We start from the raw sequence: 25,070 nt of genomic DNA on the forward strand, positions 1-25,070 counted from the left end.
AATTGGTGTAGATCGTCCTTTTTTTACTTAATCGCTTCTAATTTTTGATCTAACTTGATTAGAGGTGTGAATACTTCCAATAGTAAAGTTCCTCTATTCCTATCATTGCTAATCTTATAATGTGTATGCTTCTCCATCTTCTGGCACTAATAGTTGAGAAGAGAAATCTTTTTCAGCGGCAAATCTTCTCAATTCTTGTCTGGATAGTCCCCAATGGTTCGCTGCTTCCATATGAACAGCCATGATCGTTGCAGTCGGTGTTGCTTGATGAACTTCATACACATCTTCTTTGTCCATAATGATTGGCCCACCTTCCAGGAGTTGATTGGCTCCTGCATTCACTACAATCACTTCCGGGTTGTGAGTATGAATCGTTTCTTCTACGCTCTGATACCATACCGTATCACCGGCTATATATAATGTTTTCTCCTCTTGATGCTTAAACACTACTCCAGATACATGCCCCATAAGGTTCACCAGATCTCCTCTACCATGCTCCCCCTTTGTTTTGGTCAATTGAATACCTTCAAATACAGTATCTTCTTGCAAAACCTCTACATGTTGAAAACCAGCACTTCGAACTTTGTTTGCATCTTCTTCGTTTTGAGTGAACAGTTTTACGTGTTTTGGCAATACTTCTTTGGCAGTATCATCCCAGTGATCCAAATGTAAATGAGTCACAATCACTGCGTCGATATGGTCGATAATGTCATTTATAGGCACAGGTAAATTTTGTAACGGATTATGTTGATCTTGTCTTGCTGAATTTGGGAACGGAGGATACACACCTTTTTCCGCCAAAAAGGGATCAATTAGAAACTTTTTTCCTGCATAGTTGACGATCAATGTAGCGTTGCGTATGAGCTGTATATTCATGTGTGTAACTCCTTTTGTTTGATTTACATACAGTGTATACTATTGAAACATTGCAAATACATGGTATAAATAAAGTGTTTTTACCGTTTAACTTTATTAATGAAGGGATTTGAAAGAATGTTGGATAATACGGATAGGCAAATCTTAGAAGAGCTTTCTAAGAACAGTCGAATCTCTATGAAAGAACTAGGAGCAAAAATACATTTAAGCGGACCTGCCGCTTCTGCACGAGTCGAAAAACTAGAAGCTAGTGGAATGATTGAAGGATATACGATCAATATTAATCAGATCAAGATGGGGTATTTTATTCATGCATTGATTAATATTTACACCAAAAGTACTCATCATCAGCCTTATCTTTCTTTTCTAAAAACACAAGAACCTTATGTGATCCATAATTATAAAATCAGCGGAGACAGTTGCTATATTCTAGAATGTAAATTCCCATCTAATGAAGAACTGGATAAATTTCTTATTCAATTAAATGAGCATGTTAATTATAAATTATCGATTATTATCAATAAATAAAGAACTTTCGTGTATGCACAGAAATCTATAGCCTATGATAGAATAGTTATAGTATGAAAGGAGCTGATATTATGTCTAAATTTTATATGGTTAGAGAAGAAAAATATTCTAGTTATATTCAAGAGACGTTGAATCAGTTGATCCAAAAAGAACAACTTGCGTTATTAGAAGCAGGTCATCAAACAACCCATCAAGATAAAGTTCTATTGTACTGCTCCACTCATCACGATGAAGAAGATACTCCTTATAAATATATTTATTACTTAAATGAAACGGCTAGAATCATTTTTGAAATCCATAACATTCATCTTACGTATTCAGCAACGATTCCTGAAATCGCCCTTCCCCCTCATTGCTCTAAGCTAATAGAAGCGATACGATCTGTATAAAACAAGCGCACTCCATGTATTGGGGTGCGCTTGTTTTTGTAATATCTAATATAAAAAAGAATGACTCTTCATATTCTTCCTTAATTTGCCGATAAAGATAGTGTTATGTATATTTTGTAGATACATGGCTACATTTATTTTCCGACATAAGGCACAAGTTATATTCTCAGCCGATGAGACAATACACATATAAGGGGTTATTATTCAAATGTACAAAAAAATCGTACCAGTCATTTTACTATCTGTAGCTTTAACAGCTTGTGGATCTGCTAACAAAGGAGCTACTCCAGCAACTGAAAGTAACACAGTAGCAACCAACGAATCTGCAACAACTGCACAAGCAACTACCACAGAATTCAAAACTTATGATGCTGATCTATTTTCGATAGATTATCCTGCATCTTGGAAAGAATATGATACTTCTAATCTCAATCAACCTTCTGTTCAAATAGCATTTGTAGATCCTACACCCAAAGCTAAATTTGCTGACAATCTAAATGTAACAATGGAAGCTTCCAATATTACTGCTAAAGCTAATTCTGAACAATTAATAAATTTTTATGAAACAAGTGCAACATACATGGAGAACTTTAAATTAATTGAATATAAAGATAATGATAATAACTCTGGAGTTCTTGTAGGCGAATATACTCAACCAGAAACTAAAGAAAATGTTGTATTAACTCAATACTTGGTTCCTTCCAACGGAAATTTTTATGCTATTTCTTTAAGTTTGGGTAAAGCTTCATATGATAATGGTGGAAAAGCTATGGTTGACCAAATGATTGAATCATTTACACTAAATGATGAAACAAATACAAATAATGAAGTAACTGCTGAACAAGCAACAAGCTCTGCTCAAACAGTAACAGCTGATATGATGACTGAAGTTGTACCTAATGTGGTAGAAGATGGTGCTCTAGATGATTCTACCTATAACTATATTGTAGACAATTCTAACCTATTTCCTGCAACTACTGCTGCTGACAAGAAGCTAGCTAAAGCGGAAGTTGATTCTACTATTACTTCAAAACACCTTTTTAAAAATATCAATCCTTATTTAGACACTATGGTTTCACTTACTGGTGATATTATACAAGTTCAAGAACAAGAAACCGCTTATGGTACAGTTGCAACGATTCACATCTCTGATGAAAATGATAATTCTATTGTAGGCATTTATAAAGGTTCTACAGGTGACATACTTGATGGAGATAATGTTACGATGAGAGGTGTACCTACAGCATCTTATTCTTTTGAGAATGTTGGTGGCGGAACAACGAATGCTGTATTATTAACTGTTTCTACTATCCAAAAAAATTAATTATAAGCAAATAAAAGCAATTTCTAGAGGTTATCTAGAAATTGCTTTTTTGTTATACAAACAATATTAATTATCTACACTTGATTGTTATTTTTTACAGAATAGGTGAAAGCAACCTGGAAATACCTTCTTTAAACTTGATGATCCATGATCTATTCTGGTAACGCTCTAATGTAAGTTCACTACTCACTAGACTGTCTTGATCAAATAAATCATGGAGTTGCTTCGCGATCTGCTCATCGTACACAATCGCATTAATCTCAAAGTTCAACCTAAAGCTACGAGAATCAATATTCATCGTTCCTACAGAAGCCACTTCTTCATCCACCACAATCGTTTTAGCATGTAAAAATCCTTTTTCATACAACAGAATTTTAGCTCCATAATCTAGTAATGTCCCTACATGTGCCCATGTTGCCCAATAGACAAACGGATGATCTGGTTTGTTAGGGATCATAATTTGCAGATCAATCCCTGAGATAAGAGCAATTTTACACGCATCCATAAAGCTCGCATCTGGAATAAAATAAGGGGTCTGAATATAGACATTCTTTTTAGCCGATAAAATCAGCTTAATATACATATTTTTGAGATGTTCTGTCTCCGAATTAGGTCCACTGGACACGATCTGGATCATACTGTTACCATGATGCTTTTCAGAACGGTATTCAAATTCATGATAATCTTCTTTTTGTTCTTTACGAGCTTGATGCCAATCTAAAATAAATCTGCCTTGAATATGGTTAACTGAATCGCCTTCTATTCTAAAATGGGTATCTCTCCAATAACCAAACTTTTGATCTAATCCAAGATATTCATCGCCGACATTGAATCCACCAATATACGCAATCGTTCCATCAATAATGCAAAGTTTGCGATGATTTCTATTGTTAATACGGAAGTTGATTAATTTGAAAAAGGAAGGGAAAAAAACTTCGACTTCTCCACCTGCTAACCGTAGCTCTTTAAAAAAGGAACCTGAGATTTTCTTAGAACCTACTTCATCATAAAGTAATCTTACTTTTACACCTTCTTTGGCTTTTTGAGTTAAAGCATCTCTTAATCTTTTGCCAAGTACATCAGGTTGAATAATATAATATTGGATATTGATTTCTTGAGTAGCTGATTGAATATCTTGGAACAAAGCATCGAACTTAACATGACCATCGTCGAAAATAACGATCTCATTGTCATTCGATAATAAAGCATTGGTTGATCTAAGATTGAGTGTGACTAATTCATCATATTTGGAAGGTATCGGAAATTCATGAGACTGCTTATCTTGTAGTGTAAGTAACTGCTTATCGACTTCAGCTTGTACAAATCCGCGTTCTTCCGCAGAAAGCCCGTAGAAATTTTTCTTTTTAAGATTACGCCCCAGAAAGATATATACCAGAAAACCGACGATCGGAATAAAAAAGAGAATCATCAACCAAGCCCATGTATAGCCAGCATCTCTTTTCTCAAAAAACAGAAATCCGATCGACAACGCAATATTAATGACGGTAACGATTGAAACGATTAGTGTGACTACATTTCCATATTCCATATGTACGTCCCTTCTTATAAAGTCACTTAAACTTCATCTATTAACGTAATAAAACGTCTTTGTATGACTATACAATCCTAATATAGTTAGTTTAAAGCTTCAAGTCATGAATCACAAATAGATATTACATTGTTACATCATAATTACACTATTATGTTAAACATGATGTACTTTATCATATTAGCACATCCAAAATGCTTATAAATCATTAATTATTTTAAAATAATACTTGAATATCATTAAATAAAAACATAACATTACTTAAATGAGGTGATTATAATGTATCAAGAAGAACGATTACTGAAAATACTAGAATATTTAAAACAGCATCAATCGATGAGCGTAGCTGAAATATGTACTGAATTTGAAATATCTAAAGATACAGCTCGTAGAGATATTGTTAGATTAGTGCAAGAAGGAGTCGTTATCCGTACTCATGGAGGAGTCTCATTACCTCAATTAAAAAAAGAAATATTATCTTATCAAGATCGTCTGATTGATGAAGCCGAACCTAAAAGAAACATTGGAATGTTAGGCGCTCAACTTATTCAAGATCATGAAACGATTATTTTGGATGTATCCACGACTGTACAATTTGTCGCAGAACAAATTAAAGCTCAACATCTCACCGTTATTACTCACTCTATTGATAATGTAGGTATCTTATCAGATCGAGAAGATATGCAAATTTATTTGCTTGGTGGTTATTTAAATGTAAAAAACCGTTCTTTATTTGGTCCTTCTATTCTTGATAAACTGAGTCAGATTCGCGCAGATAAAGCTTTTATTGGGGCTGTAGCTATCGGTTCAGATGGTATCTACTACTCTTATGAAGAAGATGCCCGGGTGAAGCAGGAAATAGCTAGAAGATCAGATCAAGTCATTGTAGTAGTAGATCATACTAAATTTACAAGTAAATCATTTTATCGATTAGATTTTGATCATGTAGATATTTTAATTACCAATCAGCCTGTTCCTAACCCATTAAAAGAAATACTTAGTCAGAACAATATTACGGTTATTATTGATCAAGAGGATGAACATAGAATAGATTATAATGACTAAGTCATATCATAAGGATGAGCATATCTATGTATACTATTTTGCAAAATGTAGAACTGGTACTTCCAAATGAAACTTTAACCCTTGTTCATGTAGGAATCCAAAATGGAAAAATTGTAAAGATGGATACAGCCCCTATTTCTACACATGAACAATATCAACAAATCGATTGTAAAGGATATCGGTTAATCCCTGGCATGATCGATGTTCATATTCATGGAGCCCATGGTTTTGATATGATGGATGGTCGTGAAGAAAGTATACAAGAAGTGTCTCGTACATGTGCTTCTACAGGATGTACTTCTTTTCTCGCTACTTCTGTCAGTTCTACAATTGAAGATCTTTTAGCGATGATCGACAATGTGAAACGTGTCGCCGGTCACGAAGTAGGCGCTAAGATCGCAGGCATTCACTTAGAAGGGCCTTATTTAAATCCAATACGTAAAGGTATGCAAAATGAAAAGTATTTACGTCATCCTGATCTAGAAGAAATGAAGATGATCTTTAAAGAAGCCGACTCTCTGATTAAAATGGTGACGATTGCTCCAGAGTTACCGGGAGGGATGGAACTAATCTCATTTCTCAAAGAACAGGGTGTTATTATATCTATTGCTCATTCGGATGCGACTTACGAAGAAGCTAAAAAAGCATTTGCAGCTGGTGCAAGTCATGTTACACATTGCTTTAACGGGATGCGACCGATCCATCATCGTGATCCAGGAATTGTTATCGCTGCTTTTGAAGAAGAACATGTTAGCCTTCAAGCGATTGTAGACCATATTCATTTGCATCCTGCTATTATTCGATTAATGCATCGTTCAAAAGGTGCTGAAGGTATCGTTTTGATCACAGATGCTTTACAAGCGATGGGTATGGGAGACGGGGATTATCTGTTTGGAGGTCACCATGTAACGGTAACCAATGGCGTGGCTAGATTACATGATGGAACACTAGCTTCAAGTACAGTTACGATGAATGAGGCACTTCGGTATACGGTTGAAACAGGAATTTCTTTGACAGATGCTGTACAGATGGCATCCACTACGCCAGCACGTATTCTGGGTCTACAGCAAAAAGGAGCAATTGCAGTAGGTATGGATGCAGATTTAGTGCTACTGGATGATGACTTTCAAGTACAATGGACTATGATCGATGGTCAAATATTATAATAGTATTACATAAAAAAGAAGCTTCTCAAAAGTTTATGCAACTAATGAGAAGCTTCTTTTTTATAAATTTATTATGGTCGAAATATGGTCAGTATAATGATAAAACAGTTCAAAATCCTTTTATATCAAGGATTCTTTTCTGTTTTACATCATTCCACCCATTCCTCCCATGCCACCCATACCGCTCATATCAGGAGCGCCACCAGCGCCAGCAGGTTCTGGTTTGTCAGCGATAACTGCTTCTGTTGTTAAGAACATAGCTGCTACAGAAGCTGCATTTTGTAGTGCAGAACGAGTTACTTTCGCAGGGTCAACGATACCCGCTTCAAACATGTTTACCCATTCGCCTGTAGCTGCATTGTAACCAATACCAACTACTTCTTTTTTCAGACGCTCAACGATTACAGAACCTTCTTGTCCAGCATTCGCAGCGATTGTGCGGATAGGCTCTTCAAGAGCACGTAGTACGATGTTTACGCCTGTTTGCTCGTCGCCTGTAACTTGTACAGCAGATACTGCTGCATATACGTTCACAAGCGCTGTACCACCACCAGATACGATACCTTCTTCAACCGCAGCGCGAGTTGCGTTCAAAGCATCTTCGATGCGTAGTTTGCGCTCTTTCAATTCTGTTTCTGTTGCTGCACCGACTTTGATAACTGCAACACCGCCAGCTAATTTAGCTAGACGCTCTTGCAATTTCTCTTTGTCGAACTCGGAAGTTGTTTCTTCCAGTTGGGAACGAATTTGGTTCACACGAGCATCAATATCCGCTTTGTCTCCAAAACCGTCTACGATGATTGTGTTTTCTTTGGTTACACGTACTTGACGTGCTGTACCCAATTGCTCGATTGTTGCTGTTTTTAGGTCTAGACCCAATTCTTCAGTGATCACTTGACCACCTGTAAGAGCAGCGATATCTTGCAACATAGCTTTACGACGGTCACCGAATCCTGGAGCTTTAACAGCTACAGCATTGAATGTACCACGCAATTTATTTACAACAAGCATAGCCAATGCTTCGCCTTCGATATCTTCAGCAACCAATACCAATGGTTTGCTTTGTTGTACTACTTTTTCAAGCAATGGCAAGATTTCTTGTGTGTTAGTAATTTTTTTGTCTGTGATCAAGATATATGGATTTTCTAGAACAGCTTCCATTTTATCTGTATCTGTAATCATGTATGGAGAAAGATATCCACGGTCGAATTGCATACCTTCTACGACTTCAAGTTCAGTAGCGAATCCACGAGATTCTTCAACAGTGATAACACCGTCTTTACCTACTTTTTCCATAGCTTCAGCGATCAATTGACCTACTTCTTCGTCAGCCGCAGAAATAGATGCTACTTGAGCGATAGACTGTTTGTCTTCCACATGTCTAGAAATGCTTTGCAATTCTTGAACAGCAGCACGAACCGCTTTTTCAATCCCTTTACGGATAACCATAGGGTTAGCACCAGCAGTTACGTTTTTAAGACCTTCACGAATCATCGCTTGAGCCAAAACAGTAGCTGTTGTTGTACCATCACCAGCAACATCGTTCGTTTTAGTAGCAACTTCTTTTACTAATTGAGCTCCCATGTTTTCGAAAGCATCTTCTAGTTCGATTTCTTTTGCAATTGTTACACCATCATTTGTGATCAATGGGCTACCGAATTTTTTCTCAAGAACAACGTTACGTCCTTTAGGTCCCAATGTAACTTTTACCGCATTTGCAAGAGCATCTACACCACGAAGCATTGCGCGACGAGCATCTTCACTGAATTTAATTTCTTTAGCCATAAGAATAGTTACCTCCTTGATATTTTAAAATCATTATAATGACAGATCGGCGTATACCGACTGTGTAAATGTATATTCGTTGGTATTAAGATAGAATAGCGTGAATATCGCTTTCTTTCATAATCAAATATTCTTTACCTTCGAATTTAATCTCTGTTCCAGCATATTTGGAGAAAAGGACACGATCGCCTTCTTTTACTTCCAAAGGAATACGCACTCCATCTTTTAATTGACCGCTACCTACAGCAATAATTTTGCCTTCTTGCGGCTTTTCTTTAGCAGAGTCTGGAAGGACAATACCAAATGAAGTTGTTTGTTCCTGTTCGATCGCTTCTACCAATACACGTTCACCTAAAGGTTTGATCATGAAAAATAGCCTCCTTAAAATAATATATTGATTTGTTTCATGTGATGGTTGTTATTTATGTAATTAGCACTCGACACCTTTCAGTGCTAACAACCAACTTTATGATACTCAACTTGAGCGATAATTTCAAGTCTCTTTGTGTAAATTTATAAAAGTTCGGTTCAAAATAAGAAATAACGCACCATACAATCACTCTTACAATTACCCAATCCCAGGGAATAAAACATCATTCTGGTTATAAAAAAAGAAATCAACGTGATTTGGATATCTTCACGTTGATTTCTTTTGCTTTATAAAACGTTGATTGTAACGCAGTTTCTACCTTTGGTTTTGGAACGATATAACGCTTCATCTGCCAGTCGATAAATCTTTTCTTCAGTCAGTTCATCATCTACCGCGGTCACAACCGCCAGACCTACCGAAACAGTAATATACGGGCTAGCGTCATTTTGATTATGAGGAATACGCAATTCTTCGATACAAGCACGCAATGATTCAGCAAATTCATGAGCTTCTTCAATGCCTGTACTAATATGCAAAATAGCAAATTCTTCCCCGCCCAGACGAAAAGCCATATCTGTTCTTTTGCGCATCTGAGCTGTTAGTGTAGAACCGATCATCCGTAATACATGATCGCCTTCATAATGACCATACGTATCGTTGTACTTTTTGTAATGATCGATATCTAACAACATAAAAGCAAGCCCTTTTTGCTCTTTAGCTGCTTTTAAGATTTTGTGCACAATACGATCGTTAAAGTGTCGACGATTATACAAACCTGTTAGATCATCTATAATCGAGATACGTTCAATTTTCTTTTTGTCTGTAATATTATGACCGATAAACGTATACCCTATAATCTGATTATGATTCAAAATAGGCTCGATAATCATAGCTAACCATAACAGACTTTTATTTTTTTTCGGTTGAATCAATTCGCCATTCCATGTATTTTCTTCATTCATCACAAAGATATCGTAAGAACCTTCGCGGCGATCTTTGGAATATAAGAAATGGTGCTTAGTACCGATCAATTCTTCGCGTGCATACCCGGTCATAAGACAGAATTCTTCGCTGACCATCGTAATTTCGCCCAGCAGATTCGTTTGAACGATAATTACATTTTTATCTACAATGTTAAAGTATTTACTTAGTTCTTCATTTTTGATTGCCAATTCTTCTGTGCGTTCTGCCACCAGGCTCTCCATATTGGCATAAAGACTAGCATTTTCTATAGAATAGACCATGTCTCTGGATAACAAATTAATCATTTTTAGACGCTCATTGGTAAATGCACCTGTCATCAAATTATTTTCCAGATAAATAATAGCAATCAATTTGTTCTGATTGTATAACGGCATACATAATACAGATTTAGGTTGATGTTCTGTAATATACGAATACGCCGCTAGTCCGATTCCAGAGCGAGCATCGCTATGAAGCAACGTTTGCCCACTATGGGCAACATAATCAATGATTTCCCATGGGAAATGGTGATGTTGTTCTCGGTCTTGATCATGGTGCAAGACAATATCCATTTTATTGCCTGCATGATTGTATTCCCCTTCTACCCACAGTGAGAAGTTGGATTGCATAATCATACAACCGCGTTCTGCACCTGCATTCATAATCACAACTTCCATGATTTTTTGTAGCAATTGATCAAGATCAATTTCTTTGGAGATCATCTGTGATGCTTTGAATAACAAATGAATATCGATATTATCGGTAGAAGAAGTGAGTGTAGTCTCTGTATGTGATGGAATCCACTGCACATGATACATCAAGTCTTGATATTGTTTTTCCAGATGTTCTACTTTGGCTTTGGCACCCCAGACCGAATAATAATAAGAAGCTTGCTTGAAAAAGTAAGCCGCCAATTCATTTAACGTTCTGGATTTGTAGAAACGGGCAATTTGTTCGCTTGCTATCGCTTTGTAACGCGTAAAATTACCATGTCCACTAGAGGATAACGCAAGATGATAATATTTTTCTGCTTCTTTGTATTTGCGATTGATCCGTAACCATTCAGCTTTCATCATATGTTGCTGGGTTAAAAAGTTATGCGGAAAATGAATTGCCCATTTTTTCATTTTTCGGTACTCTTTGCGCATACGTAGACGGGCAGTCTGCTTCTCTCCTACGCTTAGCTCATCATAACAAGCTGCAATATTCATAAACGTATAAAACGAGAACTCTTCCAAAAATGTTGAACCTGCCAGTGTCCCAACAACTTTGTAAGCTTTATCGATATATTCCAGCGCTTGCCGATAATTTTCAAAAATAAAAGCAATCTGGATTTTGTTAATATAATAAATAGCAATTCCCGAGTAATAATTGGCAGCCGTCAACTGCTCCAAATACGCTTGTTCGCTAAAAGAATCATCGTCAAATGAATCGGTCTGCTTCAATTCTCCGGCAAGTACGCGAAACTTCTGACGTGATAGATGGGCGGTTGCTAGCGCTTCTTTGTATTTGGTATTTTCGATCATAGATATCATCTGATCGCTTTCTTGCAGATACTTTTCAATTTCAAGTGCTGGATTCCAGAGATTGATATAATAACAAGCATGCGCTAGATACAACATATCACCAGACAGTATACTGGAATCAATCGCTTGACTATACTGTTCTTCTAACAGCTCCCACTCATGACTCCAACTGTAGCAAAATAAGGTATATAACACTTTAACAAGGCTACGCCACTGTAGATCATTGAACTTCTCATTAATATCGATCGCCAGTTTTCCATAATCTTTTGCACCTTTGAGATCGCCCATACCTGACAATAGCATCGCATATCCGATATAGGCACCTGCTGATTCAGGCCCATTTCCATATTGGATCGATAGATACGTTTTTTTCAAAACAGCCCATGCAAATAGTGTCTGTTCGCCTGAAATAAAAGCAGGCGGAATAAAACTTACTAACAAGCGCATTACTAATTTGATTTTCTCATCTTGCACTTCAGGGCCATGCAATAATTGATGAGTTGTTTTGCCACGAAGCTTTAGTTTGACGCGTATAATCTCTTTGCCTACAATCGCCATATTCAGCTTGGTCGGCACAGACATACCAAGACTCGCCAGACCTAATTTACCAGCATCTATCGCTTCTTTCATCATTCCAAGATACATATAATGGTTAGACTGCATTTCATAGATGGTAGCGAGTTCGAGCGGTGTCTTTACATGATTGATTAATACAAGACTGGCTTGATCTGCCGACTCCAGTTGATGAACAAGATAAGAACATTCGCTATACAGATAATACAGGTCAAATGTAGTCTGATAATCTGTTGTCCAACTGTCCGTATCCAAAAGGCTGAGTGCCATTTCAAGAAACTGGCATGCAATCTCATAACCAAATGCTTCTTTTGCACGCTTGGCAGCTCGAAGATTGATCTGAATAATTCGCTCACGCTCTTGAGTCGATTGAACTAACGATATTCCTTTGTTCAAATGCCCTGCGATATCCATACTATTTTCACGCACTTTATCGACTGACCAGTGATCTAACAATAACCATCCGATCTGTAGATGTAGACTTTGACGACTCTGTGGATCTAGCATTTGATACAATGCTTGCTGAAGCTTATCATGTCCGAATGCAAATGGAACATCTAACTGCTTCAATTCGATACTTACTTCTTCTACACTGCTTAGCATTTGATAATTGGAATGCAGAGGTGTAATAATATCGTCTTGAACTGCCTGGGTTAAAGACTCTATGATCACTGTAGGGGTAGCATCGCTGACCAGATGAAGAATTTGCCAATCAAAACTACGACCAATAGCAGCAGCTAATCCAAGAATATGTTGCATGTGTACAGGCAATGTTTGCATTTTACTAATCAGATAATCAATCAGATCTTCATTCATCGTCATCTGTGTAACTTGCGCCTGATTCAGATTCCATGTGCCTAATTGATCATCAAAAAAGATCGCTTTATTTTTGTACAAATCTTTTAAAATTTCATGGATAAAAAAGGGATTCCCTTTGGTCTGGTGATAGATATTGTCGCGTAAAGGCTCAATAATGGTCGCTGTTGTTGTACCTAATGTATCTTCGATCAGATGTTGTACATGCAGTGCAGATAACGAAGTCAATTCAATATGATGCACCATTGCCTGTGCTTCTATCTCCTGCAACGCTGTCGCTAACGGATGACCAGGATTGACTTCATTAGCACGATACGAACCGATAATAAATAGCTTTTTGAGACTGCTACTTTCCATCAATCGTCCTACCAATTGAATACTGGATACATCTGCCCATTGTAGATCGTCTAGAAATAAAACCAGTGGTCGTTGTCCTGCGGTTAACCCTTCAAGAAAACGTATAAATGATAAGAAAAATCGATTGTTTTCTTCTGTAGGATTGAGTGGTTCTAGCATCGGCTGTATACCGAGTATTTGCTCTAATTCAGGCAACCATTTGGTGATAACACCTGCATTGTTACCCAGACAATTACGAAGAGAATGCTGTAGTTGTTGCTTTTCTTCAGGCAGTCCTTTGAGATACTGCACCAGCAATGTACGAAAAGCTTGAATAATAGCACTATACGGAATATTTTTGTTGTACTGTTCGAATTTTCCTTGAATAAAATAACCACGTTCTTGTGAAATAAAGCTGTGTAGCTCATTTACAAAAGAAGTTTTACCTATTCCTGCTTCTCCAGATACTAATGCCAATTGAACTCGCTCTTGAATCCCTTCGGTCAAAATGCGTTTCATTTTACTTAACTCTTCATCACGTCCATGCAATCGTTGTGGAATATGAAATAGACTTAAACGGTCTTCATGTCCGATCTGAAAATCAGCTTGAGGATCATAGCATTTTCTAAGATCCGCTTTGATCCCGTAGGCACTGCGATAACGATCCTCCGGTGATTTTTCTAACAGTTTCATAATGATATCCGATAATGGACGAGCAATTTCACCATTTGAAAGCTCATACGGTGAGATTGGCTTTTTGGCTATAATCGCATAGATCTGTTCTACAACTGACTCAGCAGGATGTGGCTTTTGCCCGGTAACCATTTCGTACAATACAACACCTAGAGAATAAAAGTCAGAACGGTAATCGATATTACGATTAATCCGTCCTGTTTGTTCAGGTGAAATGTATGATAATGTTCCTTCCATCACGCCTGCATTTTGAAATTCTTGCTTTTCATTGGTGAGTTTGACAGATAGATCAAAGTCGATAATTTGAATCTGATCGCTTTCACGGTTCCAGATTAAATTAGCAGGTTTGAGGTCTTTATGAATAATCTGCTGTTCATGGATACGTCCAACAATATCAACAATTTTGATCGCTAAGCGCAAAATCGTTGATATTTCTAACGGCTCATCCCGGATTATATTGCGTAGCGATTGCCCATCGATATCTTCCAAAGTAAGTACAAAAAAACCACCGCGTTCTTCAAGTTGAATCGGTTGGATTACACCGTCTACTGCACCTTTCAGTTCGGATAGCATTTTGTATTCTTTTTTAATACGCATCACTGCTTCATATGTGGATGCTTTGGCTCCTAGAACCTTGGCAATAACTGTTTGTCCGGAAAGATTATCAATGCAACGATAGATCGCCTTACTTCCATGATCGGCGATCTCTTCAATCACTGTATATTTTTGATCTTTCCATATCATTAGTGTTCCCTCGCTTTATCCCCTGTTCCTACAATTTCAAAATTAGGATCAAATTTAAATACATATGCACCTGTTAGCCAAATAACCCAACAATTGACGCCAAAGAATAAATAACCGAAATAGCCCAAAATAGGCATTTCTGAAAAGATATGAATTTTATCTAAATAAGGAACAGAATATTTCCAATAATTCGGATTGACTGGAATCCCCTGATTAAACCATTCACTACCAAAGTTCCACATTTCCCAGAAGAAACCATTCGCTACGGTAGCAATCGCTATTAACAGAAGCGGCGACCAATTACCATTCTTAATCGATGTAAATGGTGTCCAAAAACCGATTAATCCCATAGCTGCTGATAACATAGGCACCAATGCCACCCATAATACAAAGAACAACTCGAACGGGAAATATCCCATTGCAAAAGCAAGGATCAACCCTACGATATAGAACCCTATAAGCAATGGTTTGTTTAAATGAATTTTAGGTCCATTGCTGTACCTCTTTTTCAAAGCTGGAAACGTCTGAAGCAATAAATACCATTCGATAATCGCTGGTAATACAGTAGTATACGACAACGCAAACCAAAAAATATTACCAAAGTTCGAAAATACATCTTTATTTGGATAATACCAATTTTCCATAACAAAAAAGTTCAAATATTCAAACGCAAACCAACTAAAACAAGAAACAATTGCCAGCAACTGCATTATGTATAGCTTGCTGGATAAAAGAGAAACCCCGTTATTTCTTTTGTATACGATACCATCCAAAATTAAAATAAATGCCCACCATAATGGTACAAAAGTATACGGTTCAAGTAAACTTACAAATCCTGCGCGAGACCATATAATAAACCAGCAGATCAATAATATTGGAAAAGCAGCCCAGAACCAGATCGGAAAAGCTACTTTTGATCGGACAACACGTACCGTTTTCTCTTTTTTAAATCCAAACAAACGTGGAAATAACAAAAAGGCAAGTATAAAAGCAGCAATCACACATGCTCCTATAAAATAGATTAAGTTAAATCCAGGATCTTGTACATTATTCTGTACAGGAAATACTCCGTATCCCGGAGGTAATCCGTCCCATTTTGCCAGACTCCCCAGTAATGGCAAAATAAAAATCAACGCAAATGTAGTCAATAAAAACGATATTTTTTTCATGATATTTATCCCCTTTTTCGTTCCTTCCCTTACCATTTTAGTACAACCACTCTGTACAAATACTGAACAAAAGTCGCTCTTTTTTGCTTTATCTATGCTTTTTTGCAGTATTTGTCATATTTTGACGATTATTTTGTTTTCCTTTCTATATTCCAGAATAATTTCTATTTTCTCTCTTCTATTTATAATAGTTGCTCTTCAAAAAAGATAGTGATTTTTTTAGAAAAATGCACATTAAAAAAGAGCATTTTGACTAGCTTTGTCTGATTTGTCAGATCAACGCTATTGCAAAAATGCTCTTTTCTTTTGATTGATATCTTAATATCACTTGTTGAGTTGAAGTTAGTCGTACTTTTGCAGTTCTTCATCGAGCCTTATAGCGTCTGATCGTTGTTGCTTACGATAAACGATCCCAGACAAAATAACACTTAATTCATATAAAAATAACAATGGAATAGCAACTAAAATATCCGATACAAAATCCGGTGGGGTAATCACAATAGCTATAAATACGAGTACAAGATAAGCGATTTTTCGTAATTTCCGCAAAAGTGCTGGATTCAAGATACGTAAAGTCGTCAAAAACATAATCAAGATAGGTAATTCAAACAGAGCCGCTACAGGAAACACGATATTGGACATAAAAGTAAAGTATTGCACCACTCCATACGTTTCAGCAAGTCCCATATTCCGAGTCACATTGGATGTAAACGTCAGCGCCATTGGAAATACAACATAATAGGCAAATAAAACGCCTAACAAAAACATCATAAATACAAAAGGAACATAACGTAATGCCGCTCGGCGTTCTTTATCTAAAAGTCCTGGACTTACAAATGCCCATATCTGGTATACCGTCACTGGTAGAGTTAGCAACAAAGCAACTACCATTGCAATTTTCATATACAACCCGATACCGTCCCAAAATGAGAATACATGAAATACCAGATTTCGTGCGGTCTCTGCGGCTACTAAATACTGATAAATCGGTTGAGCTACAAATAGTCCCAAAATCATCCCTAGAAACAATACAGCAATAATAACAATCAATCTACGCCGTAACTCTCCTATATGTTCGATCAAAGACATCTGCTTTTCAGGATTATCCATATGTTCCTCCTATCTCAAAAGAAAATCCCTTCCGTAGGGAAGGGATTCGGAATCGTCTACATTCTTTAACGTTTATCTTCTGGTTGAGCAGGTGGAATCACTTCTGCGGACTGGATCGAGTCGGTACGAGTCTTAGATGTTGTATCTTCATCTTTCATCATATCGCGTGTACCTTCCTTAAATTCACGGAAAGTTCGTCCTACTGCACGTCCTAATTCAGGTAATTTGTTCGGACCAAATAAAATAAGCGCCAATACAATCAACAATATAAATCCAGTAGGTCCTATACCAGTTAGCATTCGGTATTCCTCCTTATTCATGAGACAAAGCGTGCTTTGTCTGTTTCATCATAGCATATCGAAATGTACACTTCATCTTTAGCCCTATTATAAGTTAACGACAAAAAAGCACAATTCTTTAAGCAAAAAAATTGTGGAACATCAATCACTCTGCTGTATACACTTCATCAGTCTCAACGCTCATCGGTATTGCTGTACTGTCCGGTAATCATTAACAACGCTTCAGGTAATTGATCCATAATTGCTGCTAGATGCTCGTGTACACCTTTGGGAGTGCCTGGCAAGTTCACAATCAGACTACGTTCACGAATACCACAGATCCCGCGAAATAGCATTGCCGAACGATTCTTTTTCATTACTGTAGCTCGCATCGCTTCTGCCATGCCGGGTACTTCGCGTTGAATGACACGACGTGTGGCTTCAGGGGTTACATCACGCTGAGCTAGTTCTGTTCCTCCTGTGGTTAATACCAAATCAGCATTGAAGTACTCTGTCATCTCAATCAATGCAGCAATGATCTCATCAGGCTCATCAGGCACGACCCGGTATTCAACAATTTCTCCACCTAACTCTTCTTCAATTAATTCGCGAATGACTTGTGCACTGGTGTCTTCTCTTTCTCCTCGTGCACCTTTGTCACTGGCTGTAAGAATAGCTGTTCTCCAAACCATGCTCTCACCCTCCCCGTCTATCTGGCATATTCATCTATTGATTACAACTATTTTCATGTGTTCAGGTGGATCACTATTCTTACTCTATAATATTCGGCTAAATGCTACATATGGATGACTTCTATTCTTCTCTTTTAAAATCTCCACTTTTTCCGCCGCTTTTCGACCACAACATCGTTGGCCCAATCACCATATCTTTTTGTAATGCTTTACACATATCATATACGGTTAAAGCAACCGCTGATGCTGCTGTCAAAGCTTCCATTTCGACGCCGGTTTTGCCTTCTGTTTTGACTTGTACTTTGATCTGAAGTTCATCATGATCGTTATCGTCAAACATAATATTTACACCGGTCAATGGCAACGGATGACACATTGGAATCCAATCGGATGTACGCTTTGCCGCTTGAATACCAGCTACCTGTGCAACAGCGAGTACATCTCCTTTGCCGATTTGCCCTGCTTTGATCGCAGACAATGTCGTAGGGAGCATTTTCACTGTTGTTACCGCTATAGCTGTACGTGATGTACTTTCTTTATCTGAAATATCAACCATTCGGGCGCGACCTTGCTCATTAAAATGAGTCAATTTCCCTGTCGGTGTTGGTAATCCTTCGTACTCTTGATTGTGGTTATCAGTCATGTATATTCATCCCGCCTACGATCTTTACTGGTATTGATACTATCTACTATTTCTATTTATCGATTAGCACATATTCAGACGCCATAAACAGCACGTCGATACGGAAATCATGCGATTCCATAGGAATCTTTTCCGTGATTTGCGTGCCAAAAACAAACGCTCCGCATACCGGCAAATCAGATAAATGTTGCTGTAACTTGGACATAAAACGATCATAATATCCGCCACCGTAACCGATCCGTCCACCTTGTCGATCATAACCAAGTCCCGGTACAAGTATAAGATCAATCTGATCCCATTGCGATTCTGGTAATGCAGACAAATGATGTCTCGGTTCAGGAATACCATAAGCACCCGGTTCGATATCATGAACACCTGTAATTGGGTATACATGAAATAGTGCATCTTGCTTTGCATCAATTCGTGGAGCAAGTACAGTATCTCCTGCTTGCCAGCATTGATGTAATAATGGCATCGTATCCGGTTCATCTCGATATGCTAGGTAAGTAAATATAGTTAACGCAGATTTCTTTTTCTGTTGACGCAGTTGATTCATATATGATGCAGCAGCAGCACAAATGTCTGCTGATTCTTGTATTCGTTGTTCAGGAGTTAAAGCCATACGCTTACGCTTTAATTCTTGTCGTAAACGTTGTTTATTTGAGATCATTTCCATCGTTTACCTCCTAATACAGACCAGGCTGTCATAGGAATAATAAGCCTGAATGACCATTGCAAATTTCGCAAAAATCCCGATAGTGACAGTGTATCATTCTTCTTTCCAAAAACCAACTTCACCTTCTATTAAAAATGATCATACGGTGCAAATTAACATCCTTTCATGTAAACTAAATACAATAACTCTTTTTATACAAATATATGATTGTCCATTATATAGATGATGTGGAGGCTCGATAAGTCAATGTTACTGCAAGCAAATGGAATTACAAAACGATATGGAATTACCCCTATTTTGGAAGGCTTAAATCTACAAGTCGAAGAAAGAGAACGGATCGGTCTTGTTGGAGTCAATGGCGCAGGCAAATCCACGTTGCTCAAAATTATTGCTGGTGAAATGTCTTACGATAGTGGACAGATTTTCCGCAACAAAGAGATGACGCTTGGTTATCTAGCGCAAAATAGCGGATTGCATCAAGGGAGTACGATCGGCGAAGAAATGCGTTCTGTGTATGCGAACTTGATCGATACCGAACAAGAATTACGGACAATGGAACAGCAGATTGCTGATCCTGCTATGATGGAAGATGATAAAGGATATGCCGATCTACTTGCCCGCTATGCTGAACGCTCGGAATGGTTCCGCGAACAAGGTGGATATGAAATGGATACTCGTATTCGCAGTATTTTACATGGTATGGGTTTTGGTGACTTTTCCCAAGATACTACTATTGATACGTTAAGTGGCGGTCAGAAAACAAGACTTGCTTTAGCCCGTATTCTTCTACAAGCGCCTGATCTATTAATGTTGGATGAACCGACCAACCATCTGGATATTGATACATTAACATGGCTAGAAGATTATTTACGCGGTTATTCTGGCTCATTAGTAGTCGTATCGCATGACCGTTATTTTCTAGATCGCTTAGTTACAACGATTGTTGAGATCGAACGTCATCGTTCCAAACGTTATACCGGTAACTACAGTCGCTATATTGATATCAAAGCCGCTGAATACGAAACAGCTATGAAGCAGTTCGATAAGCAACAAGGCGAGATTGCTCGTATGGAAGCTTTTGTGCAGAAAAATATTGTAAGAGCTTCTACCACCAAACGTGCTCAAAGTCGTCGTAAAGCACTCGATAAAATGGATCGATTGGATCGCCCTGCCGGTGATCTCAAGAAAGCTAACTTCTCATTCGGTGTCTCTGTGGTATCCGGTAAAGAAGTATTGCGTGTACATCAGCTTACGTTGTCCTATGAAGATAAGCAGAAATTATTTGAGCCGATTTCATTTGAATTAAGACGTGGAGATATGGTTGCGCTTATCGGACCTAACGGAACCGGCAAAACAACTATGCTCAAAGCACTTATTGATGAACATGAACCTGATACAGGCAAGATTGAATGGGGAGCCAAAGTAAAAATTGGTTATTATGATCAAGAACAAGGTCATCTGAATCCAAATAATACAGTACTTGAAGAAGTATGGAGTAGCTTCTCCCATCTGGAAGAAGTGCGTATTCGTACAGTGCTAGGTAACTTTTTATTTAGCGGTGAAGATGTACTCAAAAAAATATCTGCGCTTAGCGGTGGCGAAAAAGCGAGAGTATCTTTAACCAAGTTGATGTTGCTTGATGCAAATATGTTGATTCTGGATGAGCCTACCAACCATCTCGATTTGATGAGTAAAGAAGTATTGGAATCAGCATTGATGGATTATGAAGGCACCCTACTATTTATTTCGCATGATCGGTACTTTTTAAATAAAATGGCTGAACGAATCTTAGAACTTCGACCGGAAGGCTTAACTGCTTATCTGGGTAATTTCGATGATTATTTAATCAAAAAGCAAGAATTACTTGAAATAGCGACAGAAAATGCGTTGCTACAATCCAAAAATAATTCGACTTCAACAGCTACCACTGAAGAATCTGTTGCTAACTCTTATGAAGAAAGCAAACAAGCCAAACGAGACGAACGTAACCGTCAACGCCGTACAGAACAATTGGAAAAAGAAATCGCGGATTGGGAAGAACGTATCGGTGAATTAGAGCAACAATTGACGCTACCTGAAGTCTACCAAGACTATGAACAAGTACAAAAACATCAAGCAGAAATTGCTGATTTGCAACAGTCTTTGGAACACGCTTATGAAGAGTGGGAGACATTAGCTGTAGAATCATAAGCTATTTTGTCAATACTTGTACACGGAATTGTAAAAGATCAAAACATTTATTAAAATCAAGTAAAAAAGTTTACGAACAAAGTTATCCACAAAAATAACGATTTATTCACTATAAAAAATGACCCATAAGGGTCATTTTTCACTGTTATTATACTATTTTCTGTCCATATCCATATTTATCCACCGAGTTATGCACATTATCCACAGATTTTGAGCAAATAAGGTGATAAACATATCCCCTATTTCATGATTTTGAAAAAGCTTCGTATAATCACTTATTTTGTACTTATGCACACTTTGTGGGGGATATGTGGATAACTTTGTTAACATCTTGACAAATCGCTCTTCATTCTAACGTTTTCTGTAAACGCCTGATTACACAAACATGCAATTATAATTACTGTGGCATATCATCTATGCAGTAGAATATATATAACATAATTACTTACTTCTGCTAACAGATTATTTTCACAATTTATTTATTTGTCACTCTGATTCTATTTAAAAATAATGCTTCCATATTTTCCAATTATGATTCTCTTTTGATTCTGTAGCGCAACTTCAAAAAAACCGTTATCTCCTTAAAAGAGACAACGGTTTTTTATATTTTGATATAAAATTCGTATTAATCAATACTATTTTCTGTTTGTGGAACAGGTTGATACGTAACTGACCATTTTTCAAGCGAAAAAGAAGGTTCTGCTTTCATATCTAATGCAGTAAATTGTTGATGTTTCCATTTCAGATACGCAGCCGCTCCGATCATAGCAGCATTGTCTGTACAATATTCAAATGGTGGAATCAATAACTGAATCTGTTCCTTTTCACAACGCTCGGTTAGATTCGCTCGTAGTCCACGATTCACAGCTACACCGCCGCACAATAACAACTGCTTGGCTCCATACTGTTTGACAGCGCGTACTGCTTTTTCCACCAATACTTCAACCACTGATTCTTGAAATCCACGTGCAATCTCGCCTATCATCGGTTCTTCGCCACGCATCTTTTTCTGATTGACTACATTAAGAACAGCCGACTTCAATCCACTAAGACTGAAATCATATGAATCTGCTTCTAACCATACTCGTGGCAAAGCCACTGCCGATCCTGCTTCCATCGCCAGGTTATCTACATACGGGCCACCAGGATAAGGGAATCCCAAAGCACGAGCTACTTTGTCGTAAGCTTCACCTACAGCATCATCACGTGTGCTACCGATCAATTCAAATTGACCTTCTGATTGTAATAACACCAACTCTGTATGTCCACCGGATACGACCAGCGCCATCGAAGGATACTGGATATCTGCGGTTAAATTGTTAGCATAAATATGCCCTGCGATATGATGTGTTCCGATTAATGGTTTGTCCAGCGCAAATGCTAAACTTTTCGCCGCCATAATCCCTACTAATAATGCGCCTACCAGACCAGGCCCTTGTGTAACAGCGATAGCAGAAATGTCTTGTAACGATACGCCCGATTCGTTGATCGCTTCTTCGATCATCAATGTGATACTTTCCACATGCTTACGTGAGGCTACCTCCGGCACAACACCGCCAAACGCTTTGTGCGTCTCAATCTGACTTGATACGAGATTGGATAGCACGATTTTACCATCTCGCACAATAGACACTGACGTCTCGTCACAGCTCGTCTCTATCGCTAGAATATGGCATCCTTCACTTTGTCTATCTTGTTGCATCATGTTTATTCCACGCTTCCTTCCAGCTGATCTTGCGCGTCTGATAGCTCACACCACATAATCATGGCATCTTCATTATTATCAGAATAATATCCTTTGCGAATACCTGCATTGGTAAATCCAAGCTTCATATATAATTGCTGAGCAATCTCATTAGAGACACGTACTTCAAGTGTCATGCGTATCATGCCTAATTCTAGCGCCCAGTTCATCAATTCAATTAACAACCCTTCACCCAGTTTGCGTCCACGATAGGCTTCTCGAATTGCAATATTAGTCACATGCGCTTCATCCATAATCGTCCACATGCCTGCATAACCGATCGTGCGTCCATCGATCACCATAACCATATAACGGGCAAAATGGTTCATCGTCAATTCATTGCGGAACGCTTCTTCTGTCCAGGGCAGTGTGAACGCTTCATGTTCAATCTCCATCACTTCTGGAATATCGTCAATCGTCATTTTACGTAGCACAGGTTGCTGTTGATTCTGCTCGTACAATAATGCCATGAGCACACTTCCTTTCTATTTCGATTGGCGTAGCAAATTCGCTTCTGCTTCTGACAACTGGGTGTAATTAGGCAATAGATGATGCGTCTCATCATATGTTTCAGTGAAAAGAAGACTTGCTCCTATTTCTCCTGCACAACCTGCATCCAATCCACACTCTACTATAGTCAGTCTGCCTTTTACTATATCTCGTAGTTGCTCTGCTCGTTCTTGATGATTCGGTGTTTCACCTACGATCAAAATATGATCCGGGCGCTCTTGTTCAGATACTGCTTGATATTGCTCTGCTATTTGATTCATCCAGTGATCCATTAGCATAATGCGATCTTCTTCTAAACGATGGGGCAAAGATAGAGTCTGCTCTGTCTCAGTTATGTGATTAGCTCGAAACTCAAATAACGACGTATATACTTGAGCACGACGACCATCCATCAATGGAATAATCCAGAATGTTGATTCTGCCTCATCTGTTGTTGAAGCTGAATCTGCTGATGTTGTATTAATGTATTCTTGATATCCGCTCCAAGCCAGTGCTGCTAGGCTGGAAAAGCCTACCACTGGAATATTTAATGTCCATGCTAATGTTTTGGCTGTCGTTACTGCAATTCGGATACCTGTATATGAACCAGGGCCTACGCCTACAGCAATACCAGTTAATTCATTGCGTGCTGTGTTGGACTGTTCCATTAGCTTCTGAATTCCATTGACCAGACCTACCGAATGATTACGATCGGCATAACTATTTTCAGCTACAAGTACTGTATTGTCTTGCATCACAGCTACATTCTGAGCAGCTGTAGATGTATCCAAAACCAAAAACCGCTTGCGCGGCTGTTCGTTGATTTCACTCATTGATTGTCACTAACTCCATTCTGTATTAACTCACGACACCATGCTGAATAAGGCTCTCCATAACCTGTACAGATGAACTTGCGTGTATCGTCTTCATTGACTGTAATCTCAATCTGCAAACGCTGAGCTGGCACCAATTCAGGAATAATACTTGCCCATTCAACCAGTGTAGCACCCTGTCCGTAAAAGTATTCATCTAACCCCAGATCAGCCGCTTCATCTTCACTAATCCGGTATACATCCATATGATAAAAAGGCATACGTCCTTCATATTCCTTAATGATCGTAAATGTGGGGCTATTCACCAACGCAGTTACACCTAGATAAGAAGCAAATGATTTGGAAAAATGCGTTTTGCCTGCACCCAAATCTCCATCTAGCGTAATGATCGTACCCGGTGCAGAACGTTTTGCTAAAAAAGCAGCCAATTGATCGGTATCTTCCAAGCTTTTGCTTATAAATGTATATGATATTGCAGGTAATCGTTCAGACATGTGTTCCTCCATTAAAAGGGCAACCGACAGATCATCTATACTTGATATC

Annotated in this window: 21 protein-coding genes; 6 read left to right on the plus strand and 15 right to left on the minus strand. The window is 38.1% G+C overall.

What is annotated here, in order from left to right:
• Nucleotides 1-114: 114 nt before the first annotated feature.
• Nucleotides 115-876 (minus strand): MBL fold metallo-hydrolase, encoded by a 762-nt coding sequence (locus tag PQ460_RS18065; RefSeq protein ID WP_273615281.1) that lies wholly within the window; start codon nucleotides 874-876, stop codon nucleotides 115-117.
• Between the two features lie 117 nt (nucleotides 877-993).
• On the opposite strand from PQ460_RS18065, the gene PQ460_RS18070 reads away from it, so the two are divergent.
• The 3 genes from PQ460_RS18070 (at nucleotide 994) to PQ460_RS18080 (ending at nucleotide 3,117) form a co-directional block, all read left to right on the plus strand.
• Nucleotides 994-1,404 (plus strand): Lrp/AsnC family transcriptional regulator, encoded by a 411-nt coding sequence (locus PQ460_RS18070; RefSeq protein ID WP_274170657.1) that lies wholly within the window; start codon nucleotides 994-996, stop codon nucleotides 1,402-1,404.
• Nucleotides 1,405-1,475: 71 nt separating this feature from the next.
• The gene (locus PQ460_RS18075) at nucleotides 1,476-1,793 is read left to right on the plus strand and encodes a hypothetical protein (RefSeq protein ID WP_273615279.1); all 318 of its coding nucleotides are present in this window, start codon (nucleotides 1,476-1,478) and stop codon (nucleotides 1,791-1,793) included.
• Nucleotides 1,794-2,001: 208 nt separating this feature from the next.
• Nucleotides 2,002-3,117: a PsbP-related protein gene (locus PQ460_RS18080; RefSeq protein WP_274170658.1), complete on the plus strand. Its 1,116-nt coding sequence runs from the start codon at nucleotides 2,002-2,004 to the stop codon at nucleotides 3,115-3,117.
• A 94-nt stretch (nucleotides 3,118-3,211) separates the two neighbouring features.
• Here PQ460_RS18080 and cls read toward each other — a convergent pair whose 3' ends face one another.
• Nucleotides 3,212-4,666, minus strand: a complete 1,455-nt coding sequence (cls, locus tag PQ460_RS18085) for a cardiolipin synthase (protein WP_274170659.1) — start codon at nucleotides 4,664-4,666, stop codon at nucleotides 3,212-3,214.
• A 279-nt stretch (nucleotides 4,667-4,945) separates the two neighbouring features.
• Here cls and PQ460_RS18090 point away from each other — a divergent pair, with 279 nt between their 5' ends.
• Together PQ460_RS18090 and nagA are read left to right on the plus strand one after the other, a co-directional pair.
• Nucleotides 4,946-5,731, plus strand: a complete 786-nt coding sequence (locus PQ460_RS18090; protein WP_274170660.1) for a DeoR/GlpR family DNA-binding transcription regulator — start codon at nucleotides 4,946-4,948, stop codon at nucleotides 5,729-5,731.
• A gap of 26 nt (nucleotides 5,732-5,757) precedes the next feature.
• The gene (gene nagA / locus PQ460_RS18095) at nucleotides 5,758-6,897 is read left to right on the plus strand and encodes an N-acetylglucosamine-6-phosphate deacetylase (RefSeq protein ID WP_274170661.1); all 1,140 of its coding nucleotides are present in this window, start codon (nucleotides 5,758-5,760) and stop codon (nucleotides 6,895-6,897) included.
• Between the two features lie 144 nt (nucleotides 6,898-7,041).
• On the opposite strand, the gene groL is transcribed toward nagA, so the two are convergent.
• From groL to PQ460_RS18140, 9 genes are all read right to left on the minus strand, one after another.
• Nucleotides 7,042-8,682 carry a chaperonin GroEL gene (groL, locus tag PQ460_RS18100; protein ID WP_204825240.1) on the minus strand — a complete coding sequence of 547 codons (1,641 nt, stop codon included), beginning with the start codon at nucleotides 8,680-8,682 and terminating at the stop codon, nucleotides 7,042-7,044.
• Between the two features lie 85 nt (nucleotides 8,683-8,767).
• Nucleotides 8,768-9,049, minus strand: coding sequence for a co-chaperone GroES (groES, locus tag PQ460_RS18105; protein ID WP_069326136.1), 282 nt, complete (start codon nucleotides 9,047-9,049; stop codon nucleotides 8,768-8,770).
• A 290-nt stretch (nucleotides 9,050-9,339) separates the two neighbouring features.
• A complete protein-coding gene (locus PQ460_RS18110) occupies nucleotides 9,340-14,703 on the minus strand; it encodes a diguanylate cyclase (RefSeq protein ID WP_274170662.1) in 5,364 nt (1,787 codons plus the stop codon).
• The gene (locus PQ460_RS18115; RefSeq protein ID WP_273615272.1) at nucleotides 14,703-15,872 is read right to left on the minus strand and encodes a small-conductance mechanosensitive channel; all 1,170 of its coding nucleotides are present in this window, start codon (nucleotides 15,870-15,872) and stop codon (nucleotides 14,703-14,705) included. The genes PQ460_RS18110 and PQ460_RS18115 overlap by 1 nt, the downstream gene beginning before the upstream one ends.
• 342 nt (nucleotides 15,873-16,214) lie before the next feature.
• On the minus strand, nucleotides 16,215-16,982 hold the full coding sequence (tatC, locus tag PQ460_RS18120; protein WP_274170663.1) for a twin-arginine translocase subunit TatC: 768 nt from the start codon (nucleotides 16,980-16,982) through the stop codon (nucleotides 16,215-16,217).
• 65 nt (nucleotides 16,983-17,047) lie between these two features.
• The gene (gene tatA, locus PQ460_RS18125; RefSeq protein WP_273615270.1) at nucleotides 17,048-17,281 is read right to left on the minus strand and encodes a twin-arginine translocase TatA/TatE family subunit; all 234 of its coding nucleotides are present in this window, start codon (nucleotides 17,279-17,281) and stop codon (nucleotides 17,048-17,050) included.
• 173 nt (nucleotides 17,282-17,454) lie between these two features.
• The gene (locus tag PQ460_RS18130) at nucleotides 17,455-17,952 is read right to left on the minus strand and encodes a MogA/MoaB family molybdenum cofactor biosynthesis protein (protein ID WP_204825245.1); all 498 of its coding nucleotides are present in this window, start codon (nucleotides 17,950-17,952) and stop codon (nucleotides 17,455-17,457) included.
• A gap of 121 nt (nucleotides 17,953-18,073) precedes the next feature.
• Nucleotides 18,074-18,595, minus strand: coding sequence for a cyclic pyranopterin monophosphate synthase MoaC (gene moaC, locus PQ460_RS18135; RefSeq protein WP_274170664.1), 522 nt, complete (start codon nucleotides 18,593-18,595; stop codon nucleotides 18,074-18,076).
• Nucleotides 18,596-18,647: 52 nt separating this feature from the next.
• Nucleotides 18,648-19,271 carry a 5-formyltetrahydrofolate cyclo-ligase gene (locus PQ460_RS18140; protein WP_274170665.1) on the minus strand — a complete coding sequence of 208 codons (624 nt, stop codon included), beginning with the start codon at nucleotides 19,269-19,271 and terminating at the stop codon, nucleotides 18,648-18,650.
• A gap of 246 nt (nucleotides 19,272-19,517) precedes the next feature.
• Between PQ460_RS18140 and PQ460_RS18145 the strand changes: the two genes are divergently transcribed.
• Nucleotides 19,518-21,461: an ABC-F family ATP-binding cassette domain-containing protein gene (locus PQ460_RS18145; protein ID WP_274170666.1), complete on the plus strand. Its 1,944-nt coding sequence runs from the start codon at nucleotides 19,518-19,520 to the stop codon at nucleotides 21,459-21,461.
• A gap of 625 nt (nucleotides 21,462-22,086) precedes the next feature.
• On the opposite strand, the gene tsaD is transcribed toward PQ460_RS18145, so the two are convergent.
• Genes tsaD through tsaE form a run of 4 tightly spaced genes read right to left on the minus strand, consistent with a single transcriptional unit; the run spans nucleotide 22,087 to nucleotide 25,021 of the window.
• Nucleotides 22,087-23,166: a tRNA (adenosine(37)-N6)-threonylcarbamoyltransferase complex transferase subunit TsaD gene (tsaD, locus tag PQ460_RS18150; RefSeq protein ID WP_274170667.1), complete on the minus strand. Its 1,080-nt coding sequence runs from the start codon at nucleotides 23,164-23,166 to the stop codon at nucleotides 22,087-22,089.
• A gap of 2 nt (nucleotides 23,167-23,168) precedes the next feature.
• Entirely contained in the window at nucleotides 23,169-23,675 is a 507-nt protein-coding gene (rimI, locus tag PQ460_RS18155; RefSeq protein ID WP_273615264.1) for a ribosomal protein S18-alanine N-acetyltransferase, read from the minus strand.
• Nucleotides 23,676-23,690: 15 nt separating this feature from the next.
• Nucleotides 23,691-24,527 (minus strand): tRNA (adenosine(37)-N6)-threonylcarbamoyltransferase complex dimerization subunit type 1 TsaB, encoded by an 837-nt coding sequence (gene tsaB / locus PQ460_RS18160; RefSeq protein ID WP_274170668.1) that lies wholly within the window; start codon nucleotides 24,525-24,527, stop codon nucleotides 23,691-23,693.
• Nucleotides 24,524-25,021 carry a tRNA (adenosine(37)-N6)-threonylcarbamoyltransferase complex ATPase subunit type 1 TsaE gene (gene tsaE / locus PQ460_RS18165; RefSeq protein ID WP_274170669.1) on the minus strand — a complete coding sequence of 166 codons (498 nt, stop codon included), beginning with the start codon at nucleotides 25,019-25,021 and terminating at the stop codon, nucleotides 24,524-24,526. Before tsaE ends, tsaB begins: the two co-directional genes overlap by 4 nt.
• Nucleotides 25,022-25,070: the final 49 nt, after the last annotated feature.

It is taken from the genome of Paenibacillus sp. KACC 21273 (assembly GCF_028736095.1).
GTDB lineage: Bacteria > Bacillota > Bacilli > Paenibacillales > Paenibacillaceae > Saccharibacillus > Saccharibacillus kyungheensis.